This window comes from Mesonia oceanica, from assembly GCF_902499555.1.
In the GTDB taxonomy this organism is placed as follows: domain Bacteria; phylum Bacteroidota; class Bacteroidia; order Flavobacteriales; family Flavobacteriaceae; genus Mesonia; species Mesonia oceanica.
In genome coordinates this window covers 84,827-100,637 of sequence record NZ_CABVMM010000007.1, presented here as the reverse complement: position 1 = coordinate 100,637, position 15,811 = coordinate 84,827, and the positions used below count along the sequence as shown (strand labels likewise).

Sequence of the window (15,811 nt, the reverse complement as noted above, 5' to 3'; positions counted from 1 at the left end):
TTCTTGTTGGCCTACTAGGGCTCGAACCTAGACTCTTCTGGACCAAAACCAGACGTGTTGCCAGTTACACCATAGGCCAATTGCGTAATGCGGATGCAAATTTAATACATTCTTACAATCTTCCAAATAATTTTTAAATTTATTTTTTAAAATATTTTTAGCCAAGAAACGTTTCTACTACATTCAGCATTTATTCTTAAATTCGCCCAAGATTATTAAGACCTTAATGACGCTTTATGACAAATTTTGACTTTCGAAAGTGGAACAAAATATTAGGATGGTTGGTATTTGCTATTGCCCTCATCACTTATATGTGTACCGTAGAACCTACAGCAAGTTTTTGGGATGCGGGAGAATATATTTCAACTTCTTCTAAATTACAAGTAGGGCATCCCCCAGGAGCACCACTCTTCCAGATGATGGGAGCTTTCTTTTCTACTTTCGCATCAGATGCAGATCAAGTAGCGCTTATGGTAAATTTGGTTTCTGCTTTCAGTAGTGCGTTCACCATTCTATTCATGTTTTGGTCCATTACTTTATTAGTTAGAAAAATAGCCGGACCAGAAGAAACACTTTCTACGTCTTCTAAAATTGCAGTGCTAGGAAGTGCTTTAGTAGGTTCTTTAGCTTTTGCATTTACCGATAGTTTTTGGTTTAGTGCAGTAGAAGCTGAAGTTTACGCTATGGCAAGTTTCTTAATGGCGGTATTGTTCTACGCCGGTTTACTATGGGAAAGAGATATGTTTAAACCACGCGGAAACCGTTGGCTTATTTTAATTTCCTTTATTATAGGGCTTTCATTTGGGGTACATTTCATGGCGTTACTTACCATACCCGCCATTGGGTTCTTATACTTCTTTAAAAACACAGAAAAGGTTACGGTTAAAAATTTCATTATCGCCAATATTATTGTAGTGGCCATATTAATGTTTATTTTTAAATTACTTTTACCCTATAGCTTAAGCTTCTTTGCGGTGGCAGAAGTTTTCTTTGTCAACTCTATAGGATTACCATTTAATTCTGGGACCATTATTGCTGCTTTAGCTTTAATCGCGCTTTTCTATTTTGGTTTAAATTATACGCGAAAGAAAAATTACATTCACGCAAACACCCTATTATTATGCGTGCTTTTTATTTTTGTAGGCTTCTCCAGTTGGATTATGCTTCCCATACGTGCCAATGCAGGAACCACCATCAATGAAAACAGTCCCAATAACGCAAGGGAATTATTAGCCTATTATAATCGTGAACAGTACCCGGAAACAAAATTATTCTACGGCCCACAGTTCACCGATATCTATGGAGGTTTAGACCCTGACGAACCTTATATTGACGATAAGCCAAAATATGAGGAAGATGAAAAAACCGGTAAATATGTTATCGTAAACGAATGGAAAAATGCGAAGCAGAATTCGAGCGCAGAGCATAAAACGTTTTTGCCTAGAATGTGGAGTACCGATCATGTGGCTAATTACATGCGATTTACCGGCCCCATCAATTTTACTATTTTACCTGAATACCAAAGTGAACAACAACTTGTACAAACGGTAAATGAATTTAGAAGGGCTTACAATATGGGAAAAATCTCCAATGATGATTACGCAAGTTTCCTTCAGCAATTTGCCCCTTATATCAAAGTTGAAAAACCTTCTGCTTCTTCTAACTTCAGGTATTTATTTGAATACCAAATAGGCTATATGTATTGGCGCTATTTTATGTGGAATTTTGTTGGGCGTCAAGATGATCAACAAGGGCAATACGGAAGATTACACGGCAATTGGTTAAGCGGAATCGATTTTATAGATGAATGGCACATTGGTTCGCAAGATAATTTACCGAGTGATGTAGAAAACAATAAAGCTAGGAACACCTATTATTTCTTACCTCTTATCTTAGGATTAATAGGCTTTTTCTTTCATTTAAATAAAGACAACAAAAGTTTCTGGGTACTATTGGTATTTTTCCTTTTTACAGGAATTGCCTTAAAAATTTACCTCAACGAACGCCCTTTTGAACCCCGGGAAAGGGATTATGCACTTGTAGGTTCTTTTTACGTTTTTGCTATTTGGATTGGTTTTGGGGTTTATGCGCTTTTCGATTCGCTCAAAAAATACGTCACCCCAAAAATTCTGGCTCCGGCAATTACAATTGTTTGCTTATTGGCAGTTCCCGGCATTTTAGTGGCTAATAACTGGGACGATCATGACCGTTCCGGTAAATACACCGCTACCTCTATGGCCAAAATGTACCTCGACTCGGTCGATGAAAATGGGATCCTCTTTACCATTGGGGACAATGATACGTTTGCCCTTTGGTATGCTCAAGAAATTGAAGGTTATCGAACCGATGTACGCGTTATCAATACTTCTTTATTTGCTACTGATTGGTACATCGATCAAATGAAGCGTGCCGCCTATAAAAGCAAAGCGGTAAAAACTACTTTAGAGCATAGCGATTATAGCTATGGAACCAATGATTATGTCAGGTATTACAAAGACCCTAGGGTTCGTGATACGATGTTAATTGAGAATTGGATTAAATACATTAAAAGTGAAAATCCAAGTACAAAAGCTGAAATGCAAAACGGACAAATGATCAATACCTTCCCAACGAAGCATATTAGACTACCGGTAAATGCCACTAATGCTATTGAAAGCGGGATTGTGAAAGCAAAAGACAGGGATAAAATTGTGCCTTATATCGACATTAACATTAAAAGCAACGCTATTTACAAGAACAGGCTTTTAATGTTTGATGTAGTTGCGAATACCGATTGGAAACGTCCTATTTATTTTACAGGAGGAAGTTTTAACGACTCCGATTACTTATGGATGAAAGATTATTTACAATTAGAAGGGGTTTGCTATAAGCTAGTCCCCATTAAAACTCCAATAGATCCTAAGACTCCGTATGATATGGGTAGGATCGATACTGATAAAATGTACGATATTGTGATGAACTGGGAATGGGGCAACTCTGGAAGTGATGATATTTACCACGACCCAGAAACCCGTAAAAATTCGATTACCTATCGTGGAAACTTAGCAAGATTAGTAGAAAATCTTTTAGCAGAAAAAGACACCCTTAAAGCCAAGAAAGTACTTGACTTAGGAATGGAAAAAATGCCGGTAGACAAGTTTGGGTATTACACCCTATTAGAGCCCTTTATTCAAGGTTATTATGAAATAGGTGAAACTGAAAAAGCTCGGGAACTTTGGCAAAAAGTAGCTGAAAAATATCAAGAAAAACTAACGTATTTCAGTCAGCTGCCATTACAAGACCAATACCAATTAGGTGATGAAATTATCACTAATATAGAACGTTACAGAAGCTTGGTAGATATTTTGATACTTCAACAAGACGAAAAGCTAATGCGTACAAAGGCTGAAGAATTCAATAATTATTTAAAGAAGTTTAAGCACTTCTACGATGAAAATGAAGGTTTCGAAGAAGATTCTGAGCCTACCGAAAATTCAGAAATCGACGGATTGGAAAATGAGCTTATGCAGCCCAGAACATTAGATGTTGATACTACTTCACAACTAAAACCTAACTCTTAGTTGTGAAGTGGTTCAATACACTTGTTCCTTTTTTAAAAACTGTTTACCCTAAAAGACTATGGCGCTTGCCTTCAAAAAAAGAAAAGGTATTTTACCTTACTTTTGACGATGGCCCCATTCCAGAAGTAACGCCATGGGTACTTCAACAGCTAAAAAAATACAGGGCTCAGGCTACTTTTTTTTGCTTGGGGAAGAATATTGAAAAACACCCAGGTATTCTTCAACAAATAAGAGAGGGTGCACACCAAATAGGCAATCATACTTTTGACCACCTCAATGGCTGGAAAGTTAATACAGATGAATATTTACAAGATGTGACCCAATTTGAAAAGTTAGGGCACTCCACAGCGTATTTTCGGCCTCCTTATGGTAAATGCACTTCTGCTCAAGCAAAGGCAATACTTAAAAAAGGTTACAAAATTGTGATGTGGGATATAATTAGTGAAGACTACAATAAAAACCTATCCCCTGAACATTGCTTACGAACAGTTTTATCCCAAGCTAAAAACGGAAGCATTATTATTTTTCACGATAGTTTAAAGGCAGAAAAAAACCTTCGGGAAATCTTACCAAAGGTTTTAAAACACTATTCGAATTTGGGGTATGTTTTTAAAAAGCTACCTTGATTAATGAATGGTAAGGTTGGTAGAGAAGATCACTAAAGTATCTGTCCCACCCCCACTTAATCGTTCAGCATAAATCTCAATATAATCTCCGGGATCCAATTTCACCGTTGTTGTTATTGAAACGGACTGGATATCACTATCATTAATGATTCTTTGTACCGAATTACTTTCTACTAACTCAACACCATTTTTAGCGATTAAAAAAGCATAAAAATTTCCCGATGCATTGATTACCCTTTCAGAGACTGAAGCATTCACCTGAAAATTTCTGGTTTTTTCTCCTTCATAAGTCAACCTTCCCGTTTGCGGGGAAGAAAACCGAAATAGATTTGGTGCCGCTGTAGAACCATTGGTAGCAATGCTAAATGCATTATTATCACTAACGCTTATTGCATAACCAGTGGTTAAATCACCATCATAATAGATATTTCCTGTAGCATTGATATCAGACTCTAAAGGTATACCGGCACAATTTACAGCCCACTCTTTGGTAAAACTAAAGCCTGCATAAGTTCCCGCAGTGTAAGGATTTATCCTTGTTCCAGCTCCATCAAAAACAAAATCCATTATAGCCGCTGCTCTGTTAACGGTAGGATTCGCGCTTAAATCAAAGCCTACTTCTCCTGTATCTACGATAATCCGACCATTATCAAACTGAATATCGTTAAACGTACCGGAAAGTTCTTGAAACGTACCAGCATTAGATTGCTCCCAATACCCCAATTCAAAAAAGTAGGCACCTATATTTGAAGCTTGAATCCCATCGGTATTATTTACAAAATCTATGAGGTCAAAAAAAACTAACCCTAAATTAGAAAATGAACCAACACTACTCGCCCCTGCCATAATACAGGTATGAAAAGTAAACTGCTGAGAACCATCTCCACTAACGTTAAACAGCTGATTGTTATTACCGTTTAAAGTTAAGTTTCTTAGGCTGCCCCCCGAGGAAGTACTTTGAAAAAGCGTACCGCCCGTAGCATTCACCAATACATCTTCGCCAACATCTAATCCTGCTAAGTAAGCATCATTAATATCAATAGGATAATCAATGGTTATCGTTCCACTAACCTCATAAAAAAAATTAGAGCTAAGCAGGTAAGAACTACCTCCCCCAGCTACTAGTTCATCCTGAAGATCGGCGGTAGATTTTATTACTTTATAATTATCTCTTTTTACTGCATCACTCAAAATGGCTCTCCAATTAGGGGTAGAAGTAGTTCCTTCGTTATATTGATACTGTTTTAAATCGGTATCATACAGCATTAAAGAATTTGCAGGATCTACTATTGCTGTTTTTTGGGAAGTTGTCATTCTAGGAATTAATATTCCGCCGTCGGTACTTTCAATATCCAAGGCAGAAGAAGCATCTGGCGTAGCCGTATTAATACCAACTTGTGATTTACATACAGTGATATTAAAAATCAACAAGATTAAAAAATATATCTTTTTCATAATTATAGCTATTTACAACCAATTCTTCCAAATCACACTTGAAGAATAATTGGTTTTTATAGTAAATATTTATATAATTATGAGTGTATTTTATTTTTTTCGATTATTCAATAATATAAGAAGACTAAAAGCTGTTTTTACCTGATAAACAGATTGTTGATTTTAAGCGTAAAAAACAGCAGATAATCTTAATAAAGTATTTTAAATAATCAATCTAAGGTTAAACTTACCGAATAGACCCTAATGTTATTTCTTGCAGTTCCTGAATTGGAAATTAACTGTCCATATAGCCTTACATAATCTCCCGGAGCCAAGGTTACTTTTCCACTTAAAGGTATCGCCCTCACTAAATAATCTCCACTTGTCGCGTTGGAAGCGCTTCCCACTTCCTCATATACTTCTGTTCCTAATGGAATATCAATTGAATTTCCGGCATTATCAAATCTCCTAATATAAAACGCATATAAAGTAACTCCTCCTTGCGAGGTAGGCTCAAAAGCTAAATTACCATTTACACTAAATGTACGTGTTTCTTTACCTTCATAAACCAAAATATTATTGTTGGTAACATTCACATTATCGGTAGAAAACCTGAATAATTCCCCTTCAGCTATACTTGCATCAATAGGAGTTGCGGAAGCAATACTAAATGAAGGATTATTGGTGGTAGAGTTTCGTTGAATATAAATATTACCAGAAGCATTATTATCAGATTCTCTTGGAATACCAGGACAATTAACTTCCCAATCATTGGTGAAATTATACCCTGAGTAGGTACCCGCACCTGTATAAGGATTCACCCTTGTACCAGCGCCATCAAAAGTTACATCGGTTATCACGGCAGATCGATTAATAGTAGGGTTTGAGCTTACATCTAAACCGGTTTCTCCTGTTTCTGTAATAATTCTTCCACTCGCAAACTGAATATCGGTAAAACTACCAGACAAGTTTTGAAAAGTACCCGAATTAGATTCATTCCAATACGCTAAATTAAAAAAATAAGAATTAATATCTGAAGAGGTAAGCCCACCTCTATTGTTTACAAATTGTACAATACTAAAAAATACGACATTCATATTAGAAAAAGACCCTACACTATTAGCACCTGCAATCACACAATTATTCATAATAAAACTCTGAGAGCCGTCACCACTAATACTAAAAAGTTGAGCGTCATTTCCGTTTAAAGTCAAGTTTCGTAAGCTTCCACCAGAGCTTGTACTCTCAAAGAGACTACCACCAGTACCATTCACCAATACATCTTCACTAGTGTCTAAACCAACCACGTATGCTCCATTTAAATTAATAGGATTATCAATAACAACAGTCCCGTTAATCTCATAAAGGGTATTCTCTTCAAGTTCATAAGTAGATCCTCCGCCCGCTGTTAGTTCGTCTGCTAGATCACTGGTAGCATTGACCAATTTAAAATTTTTACGTTCATTGTTAGAAGTTAACAATAAAACCCAGTCTGGGTCAGCAGTGGTTCCTCCATTAAAATAATACCCCCCTAAATCAGTATCATAAATTAATAGGGAAGTTTCAGGATCTATTATAGCATTTCTTTCTGCGGTAGTCATTCTAGGAATTAATAATCCAGCTTCTGTACTTTGAATATCTAAAGCCGCAGATTCATTTGGTGAAGTAGTATTTATACCCACTTGGGCACTTACATTCAAGGTCAATAAACTTAAAAGTATAAAAGTCGAGAGGGAGCGTAATTTTGTTTTCATTTTCTTTCATTTACTCAAAAATAAAAAACAACTTCGACGAACGGTATTATAAATCCGTTAAAATAATAACTAAAATTATAAATATTTCTAAAAATTAAGCTCTTTTTCTTAACTTAATCACAGAAATCTCCGGCCAAATGCCTACTCTCCCAGGATAGCCTATATAACCAAAACCTCTATTTACATTGATATAATTTCCAAATTCTTCGTAAATCCCGGCCCAGTTTTTATACCTGTATTTCACCGGACTCCATTTAATCCATCCCGGAATTTCAATTCCAAACTGCATACCGTGGGTGTGACCACTTAAGGTAAGTTGATATTTCTTAGGATCATTTTTCAATTTCTCTTGCCAATACGAGGGATCGTGGCTCAACATAATTTTAAAATCTTCTGCTAAAAGTCCTTCAGAAGCTTTATCGGCATCACCGTGTTTTACAAAACCACCGGCTCCCCAGTTTTCAACCCCTACAATGGCTAACTGATCTTCTCCTCTTTTTAAAATTCGATGTTCATTCAGCAACAGCTCCCAGCCCATTTCTTGTTGAAGATTCTTTAAACGTTGAAGGTTTTCCGCTTTTGCTTTAGCACTGCTCCAATCTACATAATCACCATAATCATGATTTCCTAAAATGGAAAACACCCCATCTTTTGCTTTTAAGGTTGAAAACAGCGATTTCCAATCTTTCATTTCAGAAGCTAAATTGTTGACTAAATCTCCCGTAAAAAAAATCACATCACTTTGTTGTTCATTAGCCAAATTCACGGCATATTCGATTTCTTTATGATTATCAAAACTCCCGCTGTGTATATCACTAATCTGTGTGATTTGGTAGCCATCAAACGCCTCCGGTAAGTCATCAAAGGTCAATTCATATTTTAATACGCGGTAATTGTACTTTCCTTTATACATTCCGTACAATAAAGAAGCAAAAGGAATGGCTGCAATACCCAAAGCAATTTTACTTAAAAAGCCCCGTCTTGAAGGAATCATTTTTTCTGCTTGGCTACCGGAAACTTTACGAATTCCACCAATCACTAAGCGTACCAAATCTTCCCCGAACATAAACAGCACTAGAATTAATTTAGCAGAAAGCAAAGACAACAAAAACCCAAACGCATAACTTTTGGCAATTGAAAGTACCCGACCTTGTCCGGGTTGTAGAAACTGATAAAGAAAGTTACCCAATACCAATAAAGAAATGGCCAAATAAAAATAATGAACCCAACTCGATTTAGTGATGGTTTTTATGGCCTGAAACGCATAAATATCTAACACCACATAAATCACTATAAAAATTGCCCAACGCATATACTCCATTTTTTTGCGAAGATAATCTGCTTTTTATTTTTAAATTGCAAGCAACAGATTTTAACTAAAATAATTGACTAGCTTCTGCATCAACATATACTATTCCAAAAATATAATACACCTAAAATCATGAACACCAATAGAAAAAAACTTCAGCTTACTTTACTTAGTCTTTTCGTTTTATCCACCCTGTTTATTGCCGCTTGTTCTCAAGAAAAAGATCCTTTTGTGGGGACTTGGGAAAATACGGGTCACTACGGAACCTTAAAATTGGAGATTAAAAAAGACGGTAAAGATTATTTAGTTTATCATAGCCACGAACCTTTACAACACGAAGGCCATGATCACGATCACAATCATAACACAGATGAAAAAGTAGAACCCTACAAAGCTTCCCTTAGAGATGGAAGTCTACATTTTAAGATAGAAGGTAAGCAAAGGGAAATCAAGTTATCTAAAGATCAAAAAGTATTGACTGTTTTTGAAAGAAAGTATAGAAAAATATCACCTAAAGAGTAAAACACTACCAAATTTCCCTTCATTCAAAAAAAGATTTCCCCTGCTTTTTCTAATTTTAAATGTAATTTTGAATATTAAACGCTAAACCTACTTCCTAATGGCTGAACAAAAAAGACTTTTCCTTCTCGATGCTTATGCACTTATATTTAGAGGATATTATGCTTTAATCAAAAACCCGAGAATCAACTCCAAAGGTCAAGACACCTCAGCTATTATGGGATTTATGAATTCTCTTTTTGATGTGATTAAAAGGGAAAACCCAGATCATTTAGCGGTATGTTTTGATAAAGATGGAAGCGCCGAGCGTAAGGAGCTTTACGAAGATTACAAAGCCAATCGGGATGAAACGCCTACGGTTATCAAAGATTCGGTGCCCATTATTCAGGATATTTTAAAAGCCATGCACATTCCTTGTATAGAACTTTCGGGACTGGAAGCTGATGATATTATTGGGACTTTGGCCAAACAAGCCGAAAAAGAAAACTACCAAGTGTTTATGGTGACACCCGATAAAGATTTTGGACAATTGGTTTCTGAAAATATTTTTATGTACCGCCCGGCAAGAATGGGCAATGGTATAGAAATTTGGGGAATTCCTGAAATACAAAAACGTTTTGGAGTAGAACGTCCCGAGCAAGTGATTGATTATTTAGGAATGATGGGCGATGCCTCTGATAACATTCCGGGACTTCCCGGCGTTGGTGATAAAACGGCTAAAAAATTTATAGCGCAGTTTGGCAGCATGGAAGGTTTGTTGGAAAATACCGATCAGTTAAAAGGGAAGATGAAAGAGAAAGTTATCGAAAATTCTGAATTAGGATTGCTTTCTAAAAAACTGGCGACCATTTTCACCGAATGTGATGTGCAATTCGATGCAGATGATTACGAACTCTCCCAACCCAATGCCGAAAAGGTTATTGAGATTTTTAAAGAATTAGAGTTTAGAAGACTTACCGAGCAGTTTGTAAAAATGTACAATCAGGAAGGTGAAGTTTCTACCAAAGGTTTAACCACTCCGCAATCTCCTTCTGAAAAGAAAAAAAGCCCAACGGCTGGCGCAGGACAATTTTCACTTTTTGGAAACGACAGCGATTCAGAAAATATTTCTGCAGAAAACATTCAGGGCTATTTAACTATTGAAAAGACCTCCCACTTTTACCAAACGGTTGAAGAAGGTTTTGCTACTGATATTTTTATCGGAAAGTTAATGGAACAAAAATCGGTGTGTTTTGATACGGAAACTACCGACTTAAATACGCATCAAGCGAAATTGGTAGGAATTGCTTTTAGTTGGGAAAAAGGAAAGGGCTATTATTTGCCTATTCCTAAAGAGGATGATAAAGCACAACATACCGTAAATTTACTGCGCCCATTTTTTGAGGCTGAAGAAATAGAGAAAATAGGTCAAAACCTGAAATACGATATCAAGGTGATGGCTAATTATGATATTGAGGTAAAAGGGCCTTTGTTCGATACCATGTTGGCACATTACATTATTAATCCCGATATGCGCCATAACATGGATGTGCTATCAGAAACTTATTTAAACTATCAACCGGTTTCTATTGAAAGCCTTATTGGAAAGAAAGGAAAGAACCAAAAAACAATGCGTGAAGTTCCTGTAAAGGAGCAAACGGAATATGCGGTGGAAGATGCTGATATTACGCTTCAGTTAAAACGTTTTTTTGCGGAAGAATTAAAAGAGGCCAATAACGAAAAGCTATTTAACGAAATTGAAATCCCTTTACTTCGAGTGTTGGCTGCCATGGAAATGGAAGGAATTCGACTGGATAAAGATTTTCTAAAAAAATTATCGGATGCTTTAGAGAAAGATATTCTTCAATTGGAAAAAACCATTTATGAAGAAGCTGGGGAAGAATTCAATATTGGTTCTCCTAAGCAGTTGGGTGATATTCTCTTTGGAAAATTAAAATTGGTCGATAAACCTAAAAAAACCAGAACGGGACAATATTCTACGGCAGAAGATGTACTTTCTTACCTAGCTAACGATCATCAAATTGTAGCCGATGTGCTTGAATGGCGCGGACTGGTAAAACTGAAAAATACCTATGTGGATGCACTCCCGGAACAGATTGAAGAAAAAACGGGAAGAATCCATACTGATTATATGCAAACGGTAGCAGCGACGGGAAGGTTAAGTTCTAACAACCCGAACTTGCAAAACATCCCGATTAGAACAGAGCGTGGTCGTGAAGTAAGAAAAGCATTTATCCCGAGGGATGAAAATTATGTGTTGCTAGCTGCCGATTATTCGCAGATTGAATTAAGGATTATCGCTGCGTTGAGCAAAGAAGAAAATATGATGAAGGCTTTTCAGGACGGGGAAGATATTCACGCTTCTACTGCAGCAAAGGTATTTAATGTCCCGATGGAAGAAGTAACCCGCGAGCAACGAAGCAACGCTAAAACGGTAAACTTCGGAATCATTTATGGGGTTTCGGCTTTTGGCCTCAGCAACCAAACCGATTTAAGCCGAGCTGAATCGAAAGAATTAATCGACACTTATTACAAGACTTATCCGAAACTTCGGGATTATATGGATGAGCAGGTGGAATTTGCCCGTGAACACGGTTATGTTTCTACGGTAATGGGAAGACGTCGGTATTTAAAAGATATCAATGCGAAAAATCACGTGGTGAGAAGCGGGGCGGAACGTAATGCGGTAAACGCTCCTATTCAAGGTAGCGCAGCTGATATTATTAAAGTGGCGATGATTAACATCCAAGAGAAATTAAAGGCAGGCAATTACAAATCTAAAATGTTATTGCAGGTACACGATGAATTGGTTTTTGATGTGCATAAAGATGAATTGGAAGAACTAAAACCAATGATTCAATCAGAAATGGAAAATGCCTTTCAACTGGAAGTTCCTTTAGATGTAGAATTAGGTGTTGGACAAAATTGGCTGGAAGCGCACTAAACCATATTAGGTTGTAGGGAATAGGCTGTAGGTATTAGGCCGTAGGTTGTAGGGAATAGGTTATAGGTATTAGAAGTAAAAAACTATGAAATTCAGTCAAGAATTTAAGGAAGCAGTGCTGCATTTATCTGAAAGCGAAAAAGATAAGCTTCTCATTCGATTATTAAAGAAAGATGAAAACTTGGTTAACCGACTTTATTTCGAGTTGATAGACGACCAAACGGTAGACGATCATCGCTTAAAACTGGAAACCCGCGTCGCTGAAAGAGCTAAAGAAATTACCGGATATGCTAAATCGCTGAATCATCTAAAAATGCTCACGCGCTATCTTAGCGGAGAAATTAGTGAGCACGTAAGGATTACCAAAGATAGGTTTGGGGAAGTTTCTTTAAATATTTTAATGCTCAACAACTTATTACAACAATCAAAAAAACTTTATAAGCAATCAAATGCGAGACAAGCGCAAAAATTCAATTTGTATGTGATTGTAAGAACTTACCGAATTCTGATTCATATTTCCAAAATGCACGAAGATTTACATATGGAATTTGAAGAGGGTTTAGCTGAATTAGGAGAATTGATTGCGGAGCTGCCTACATTAATGCATATGGCTATCCAAAACGGTCTCGACGTAAACTGGCTCATCCAAAATCAAATTCCTGAAGATATTGCCCAATACCACAAAGATTTAAAAGCTCAAGGGTTTTTAAAGTGATTTTAATCTATTTGAAAACTCTTCAGAGGGCTTTCAATTTTTTTTTCGGGGTTACTACTTCTTGTACTTTTCTATTTAATGTCTTTATTTAATTGATGGGGTTTTGTCTCGTATCAAATAGAGTGATAATTTCAATTTCGCTAGATTCTTCTAGTAAATAAGCTAAGAGCTGGGTGGGTTTTGATTCAGCTAGTTCTAACAAAAACACCTTCATCAAGAGATTTTCTTTAGAAAAGATTCATAACAAACTCTCTTGCCGTTTTTTAATTACCGAATACCTTTTTTAATTTCTTTTTGTTCCGCAGAGCCTAACTCATTCCAAAAATCTGCTTTTTCCCTTTTCACGAAGTGAGCCACTTTTTGAATGAATTCAGAATTCTCATTTTCTATAATAGCCTTCAGTAACTCAAATTTTGTAGTGTGGATGTCCATTTACACAATCTTTATTACGAATTCACAAAAAAATACAATTTAGGCTAAAAGCAAGACAGCCAAAGTTATAGACTCTAAGAATGTAAAATGAATACAGATGAATAGAAATTCCTCTTGCTACCCTCATCTTAATATAGCTTGATGAGCGATTTGAGTAGGTAATTTTTCTTCGTTTAATCATATTTTTGCTCGGTGTATATTTCCCAAACCTTCTGGTCGTAAGTGATTAAAAACTCACTTAACTTCACTTTTTTAGAGACAGCTTCATAACTGTTATTTTTAAACTCCACTAATGGTTTTAACTTTATAGTGTCATTTTTAATCTCATAATGACCAATATACTTAGTTAAGATTTTCTTGTATTCACCATAATCAGTGAACTTAAAAACCTGTTCTCTTAATTCTAATTCTTTAAATCCGTTTGATTTAATATAAGTGAATAGTTGATGCTCTTTTTGAAAGGGAAATTTATTTTTCACATTTCCATATGCTCTTTCAATTTTACATTTTAAGGGATTATCGGTTTGATATTCGATTGCTATAGAGTCGCCTATACTCAGGTCGGTATATTTATTATTTAAAGTTAACTTTGTAAAGTATAGAGAATCTTGAGTTTTAAATAAAATATCAACATTTAGGTTTTTAGTATGGGTTAGTTTGCCTACTACAATTTTTGAATTGACGATTAATGCATCGGCTTTTCTAGTTTCTTTAAATGAATAAAAAAAGGGATTTCAAAGTTATTGACCATAAAAGCAACAGCTAAGAAAAAAAACAAAACTCCGAATGCCCAAGGATTTTTTTTCATTATGTTCCAAATTTCCCCCATAACTTTGGATATCTATTTGGTAATTCACTTTCTTCCCATTCTTTCCCAAAGATTTCTAAATTTTCTTGTATTCCTTGAGGAATTGGAGCTCCTGTTTTTTGTTCATAAACTTCAGTAGGAATATAACTTAATCCTTCCCAATCTCCCTCATTTGTATCATCAAGCATTACTAAAGTTTCTATATCCTGTACAGCATTTTCAAAAACCAATTTTCCTTGTCCAATTAGCCAAGCCCGAAAATCAGAAAAACAATCATCAGAACACCCTCCATTTATTATATAAGCAGCAGCCCAAAAATCCCATCTATAAACTTCTCCCCTTAATGTTCTAAACTTATTATCGAATTCTAAGACTTCTATGGCTGTGAGTTTTTGCAGTTCTTTTTCAAGTTCACATTGTTGTTTGTTATAATTTCCTGAACTTTTAGATTTTGTAGTTTCAATAATCTTCCAAAAGTTCTCCTCCTCCATGATTTGTTTAGAATCTTGTACTGATTCTGTTGGAGAATTTTGGAATTTAAAAAACGCCTTAAAACTTTTAGAGAAACCAAAATGATAAATAGCCATTGCATAGACAAAAATCATAACCAACAAAGGAGTTTTGTTTATGAAAAGTGAATCTAAACTTCCAACCCCGATTATTGCTCCTATAAGGCCTAAAGAAAATAAAATCACAGCAAGAATTTTCGCCCAATTCTTTCCTTTATAAACCATTATTAGAAGTCCAACAGTTAATAAAAACCGTATTACCTGTTGGATAAGCTTTTTTAAATCAATTTCAGGTCTTACAGAATGATAAAAATATATGGTGTGAATGGATACTAATAAAACACTTATTGAGATTAATATGGTTCTTTTCTTTCCTAGTTGTGCTAATTCATTCATTTTTTTAATTCAGTTTATGTCAATATTTGTAAACTCTCTAAAGAACCAAAATAGTCCATATACCGTATAGTAAATTTTAAAATTGAGGAAGCTTAATATTGCTAAAATTTAAAATTAAAGATTTGACGTTGATGGCAATTTATAAGAACAGCTCTAAAAACTTAAGCTTTCTTGCCTATGTATTGCTTATTATTTTTCATTTTTATAAAGTTCAATAGCTTTTAAATATTTTACTCCTCCGGTTTTGGTTTGATCGTGAATAAATCCTGATAATTCAGGGTGGTTATTTTCAATCCAATTTACGAGTTCATCTCTGTTTTTAACAAAGATAGCATCTTTAAAAACGACATAATTGACGGTTTCAATACGGCTTATCTTATTGTTTTCGAAATGGATAACTTGTTCCGTAATAATTGGCTCTTGATGAAGGAAGGAAATCCTTTTATCCATTTTAGAAACTTTAGCTTTTACAGTTCCGTTTTCCTGTTCAATTTCAAGTATTTTGTAAGTTGGCTCAAATACAGCATCCCAAGTTAACCAATCTACGTATTCCTTTTTCGTAAAGATTTGTTCATAATCGTATTGGGTTTCCTTTGTTAAAAGGCTATCGGTGAGTAAATTTTCAACTTCAGAAACATTGGATTGTTCAAGAACCTCATAATATTTTTTAGCAATTTCCAATCGGTCAATTTCTTTGTCTGGATTTTTACAGGAAGTGAATCCAATTACTACAAAGCATAAAAAAAGAGGAATTTTACTCATGTTTTTGCTGTATATCTTGAAATGCTTGTGATGGGAAGTAAGC

General features: G+C 35.5%; 12 protein-coding genes and 1 tRNA gene. 5 read left to right on the top strand and 8 right to left on the bottom strand.

Annotated elements, in window-relative coordinates:
* Nucleotides 1-6: 6 nt before the first annotated feature.
* Nucleotides 7-79 (bottom strand) — tRNA-Gln (locus tag FVB9532_RS09740).
* Nucleotides 80-236: 157 nt separating this feature from the next.
* On the opposite strand from FVB9532_RS09740, the gene FVB9532_RS09735 reads away from it, so the two are divergent.
* Nucleotides 237-3,560 (top strand): glycosyltransferase family 117 protein, encoded by a 3,324-nt coding sequence (locus tag FVB9532_RS09735; RefSeq protein ID WP_150545022.1) that lies wholly within the window; start codon nucleotides 237-239, stop codon nucleotides 3,558-3,560.
* Between the two features lie 2 nt (nucleotides 3,561-3,562).
* The gene (locus FVB9532_RS09730; protein WP_150545021.1) at nucleotides 3,563-4,186 is read left to right on the top strand and encodes a polysaccharide deacetylase family protein; all 624 of its coding nucleotides are present in this window, start codon (nucleotides 3,563-3,565) and stop codon (nucleotides 4,184-4,186) included.
* Here FVB9532_RS09730 and FVB9532_RS09725 read toward each other — a convergent pair whose 3' ends face one another.
* From FVB9532_RS09725 to FVB9532_RS09715, 3 genes are all read right to left on the bottom strand, one after another.
* Nucleotides 4,187-5,641 carry a phage tail-like protein gene (locus FVB9532_RS09725; protein WP_150545020.1) on the bottom strand — a complete coding sequence of 485 codons (1,455 nt, stop codon included), beginning with the start codon at nucleotides 5,639-5,641 and terminating at the stop codon, nucleotides 4,187-4,189. It abuts the gene before it with no gap.
* Nucleotides 5,642-5,850: 209 nt separating this feature from the next.
* Entirely contained in the window at nucleotides 5,851-7,374 is a 1,524-nt protein-coding gene (locus FVB9532_RS09720; protein WP_150545019.1) for a phage tail-like protein, read from the bottom strand.
* 94 nt (nucleotides 7,375-7,468) lie between these two features.
* Nucleotides 7,469-8,686 carry a metallophosphoesterase gene (locus tag FVB9532_RS09715; protein ID WP_150545018.1) on the bottom strand — a complete coding sequence of 406 codons (1,218 nt, stop codon included), beginning with the start codon at nucleotides 8,684-8,686 and terminating at the stop codon, nucleotides 7,469-7,471.
* A 129-nt stretch (nucleotides 8,687-8,815) separates the two neighbouring features.
* Here FVB9532_RS09715 and FVB9532_RS09710 point away from each other — a divergent pair, with 129 nt between their 5' ends.
* The 3 genes from FVB9532_RS09710 (at nucleotide 8,816) to FVB9532_RS09700 (ending at nucleotide 12,861) form a co-directional block, all read left to right on the top strand.
* Nucleotides 8,816-9,205, top strand: coding sequence for an FABP family protein (locus FVB9532_RS09710; protein WP_150545017.1), 390 nt, complete (start codon nucleotides 8,816-8,818; stop codon nucleotides 9,203-9,205).
* Between the two features lie 97 nt (nucleotides 9,206-9,302).
* Complete coding sequence (gene polA / locus FVB9532_RS09705; RefSeq protein ID WP_150545016.1) at nucleotides 9,303-12,146, top strand: DNA polymerase I; 2,844 nt, start codon at nucleotides 9,303-9,305, stop codon at nucleotides 12,144-12,146.
* Nucleotides 12,147-12,231: 85 nt separating this feature from the next.
* The gene (locus tag FVB9532_RS09700; protein ID WP_150545015.1) at nucleotides 12,232-12,861 is read left to right on the top strand and encodes a hypothetical protein; all 630 of its coding nucleotides are present in this window, start codon (nucleotides 12,232-12,234) and stop codon (nucleotides 12,859-12,861) included.
* A 267-nt stretch (nucleotides 12,862-13,128) separates the two neighbouring features.
* Here FVB9532_RS09700 and FVB9532_RS19470 read toward each other — a convergent pair whose 3' ends face one another.
* The 4 genes from FVB9532_RS19470 to FVB9532_RS09685 all read right to left on the bottom strand — a co-directional run bounded on the left by FVB9532_RS19470 (nucleotide 13,129) and on the right by FVB9532_RS09685 (nucleotide 15,768).
* Nucleotides 13,129-13,293 carry a hypothetical protein gene (locus FVB9532_RS19470; RefSeq protein ID WP_194716523.1) on the bottom strand — a complete coding sequence of 55 codons (165 nt, stop codon included), beginning with the start codon at nucleotides 13,291-13,293 and terminating at the stop codon, nucleotides 13,129-13,131.
* Nucleotides 13,294-13,466: 173 nt separating this feature from the next.
* Nucleotides 13,467-13,772: a hypothetical protein gene (locus FVB9532_RS09695; protein WP_150545014.1), complete on the bottom strand. Its 306-nt coding sequence runs from the start codon at nucleotides 13,770-13,772 to the stop codon at nucleotides 13,467-13,469.
* Between the two features lie 328 nt (nucleotides 13,773-14,100).
* Entirely contained in the window at nucleotides 14,101-15,006 is a 906-nt protein-coding gene (locus FVB9532_RS09690) for a DUF4240 domain-containing protein (RefSeq protein ID WP_150545013.1), read from the bottom strand.
* Between the two features lie 189 nt (nucleotides 15,007-15,195).
* Nucleotides 15,196-15,768: a hypothetical protein gene (locus FVB9532_RS09685; RefSeq protein WP_150545012.1), complete on the bottom strand. Its 573-nt coding sequence runs from the start codon at nucleotides 15,766-15,768 to the stop codon at nucleotides 15,196-15,198.
* Nucleotides 15,769-15,811 lie beyond the last annotated feature (43 nt).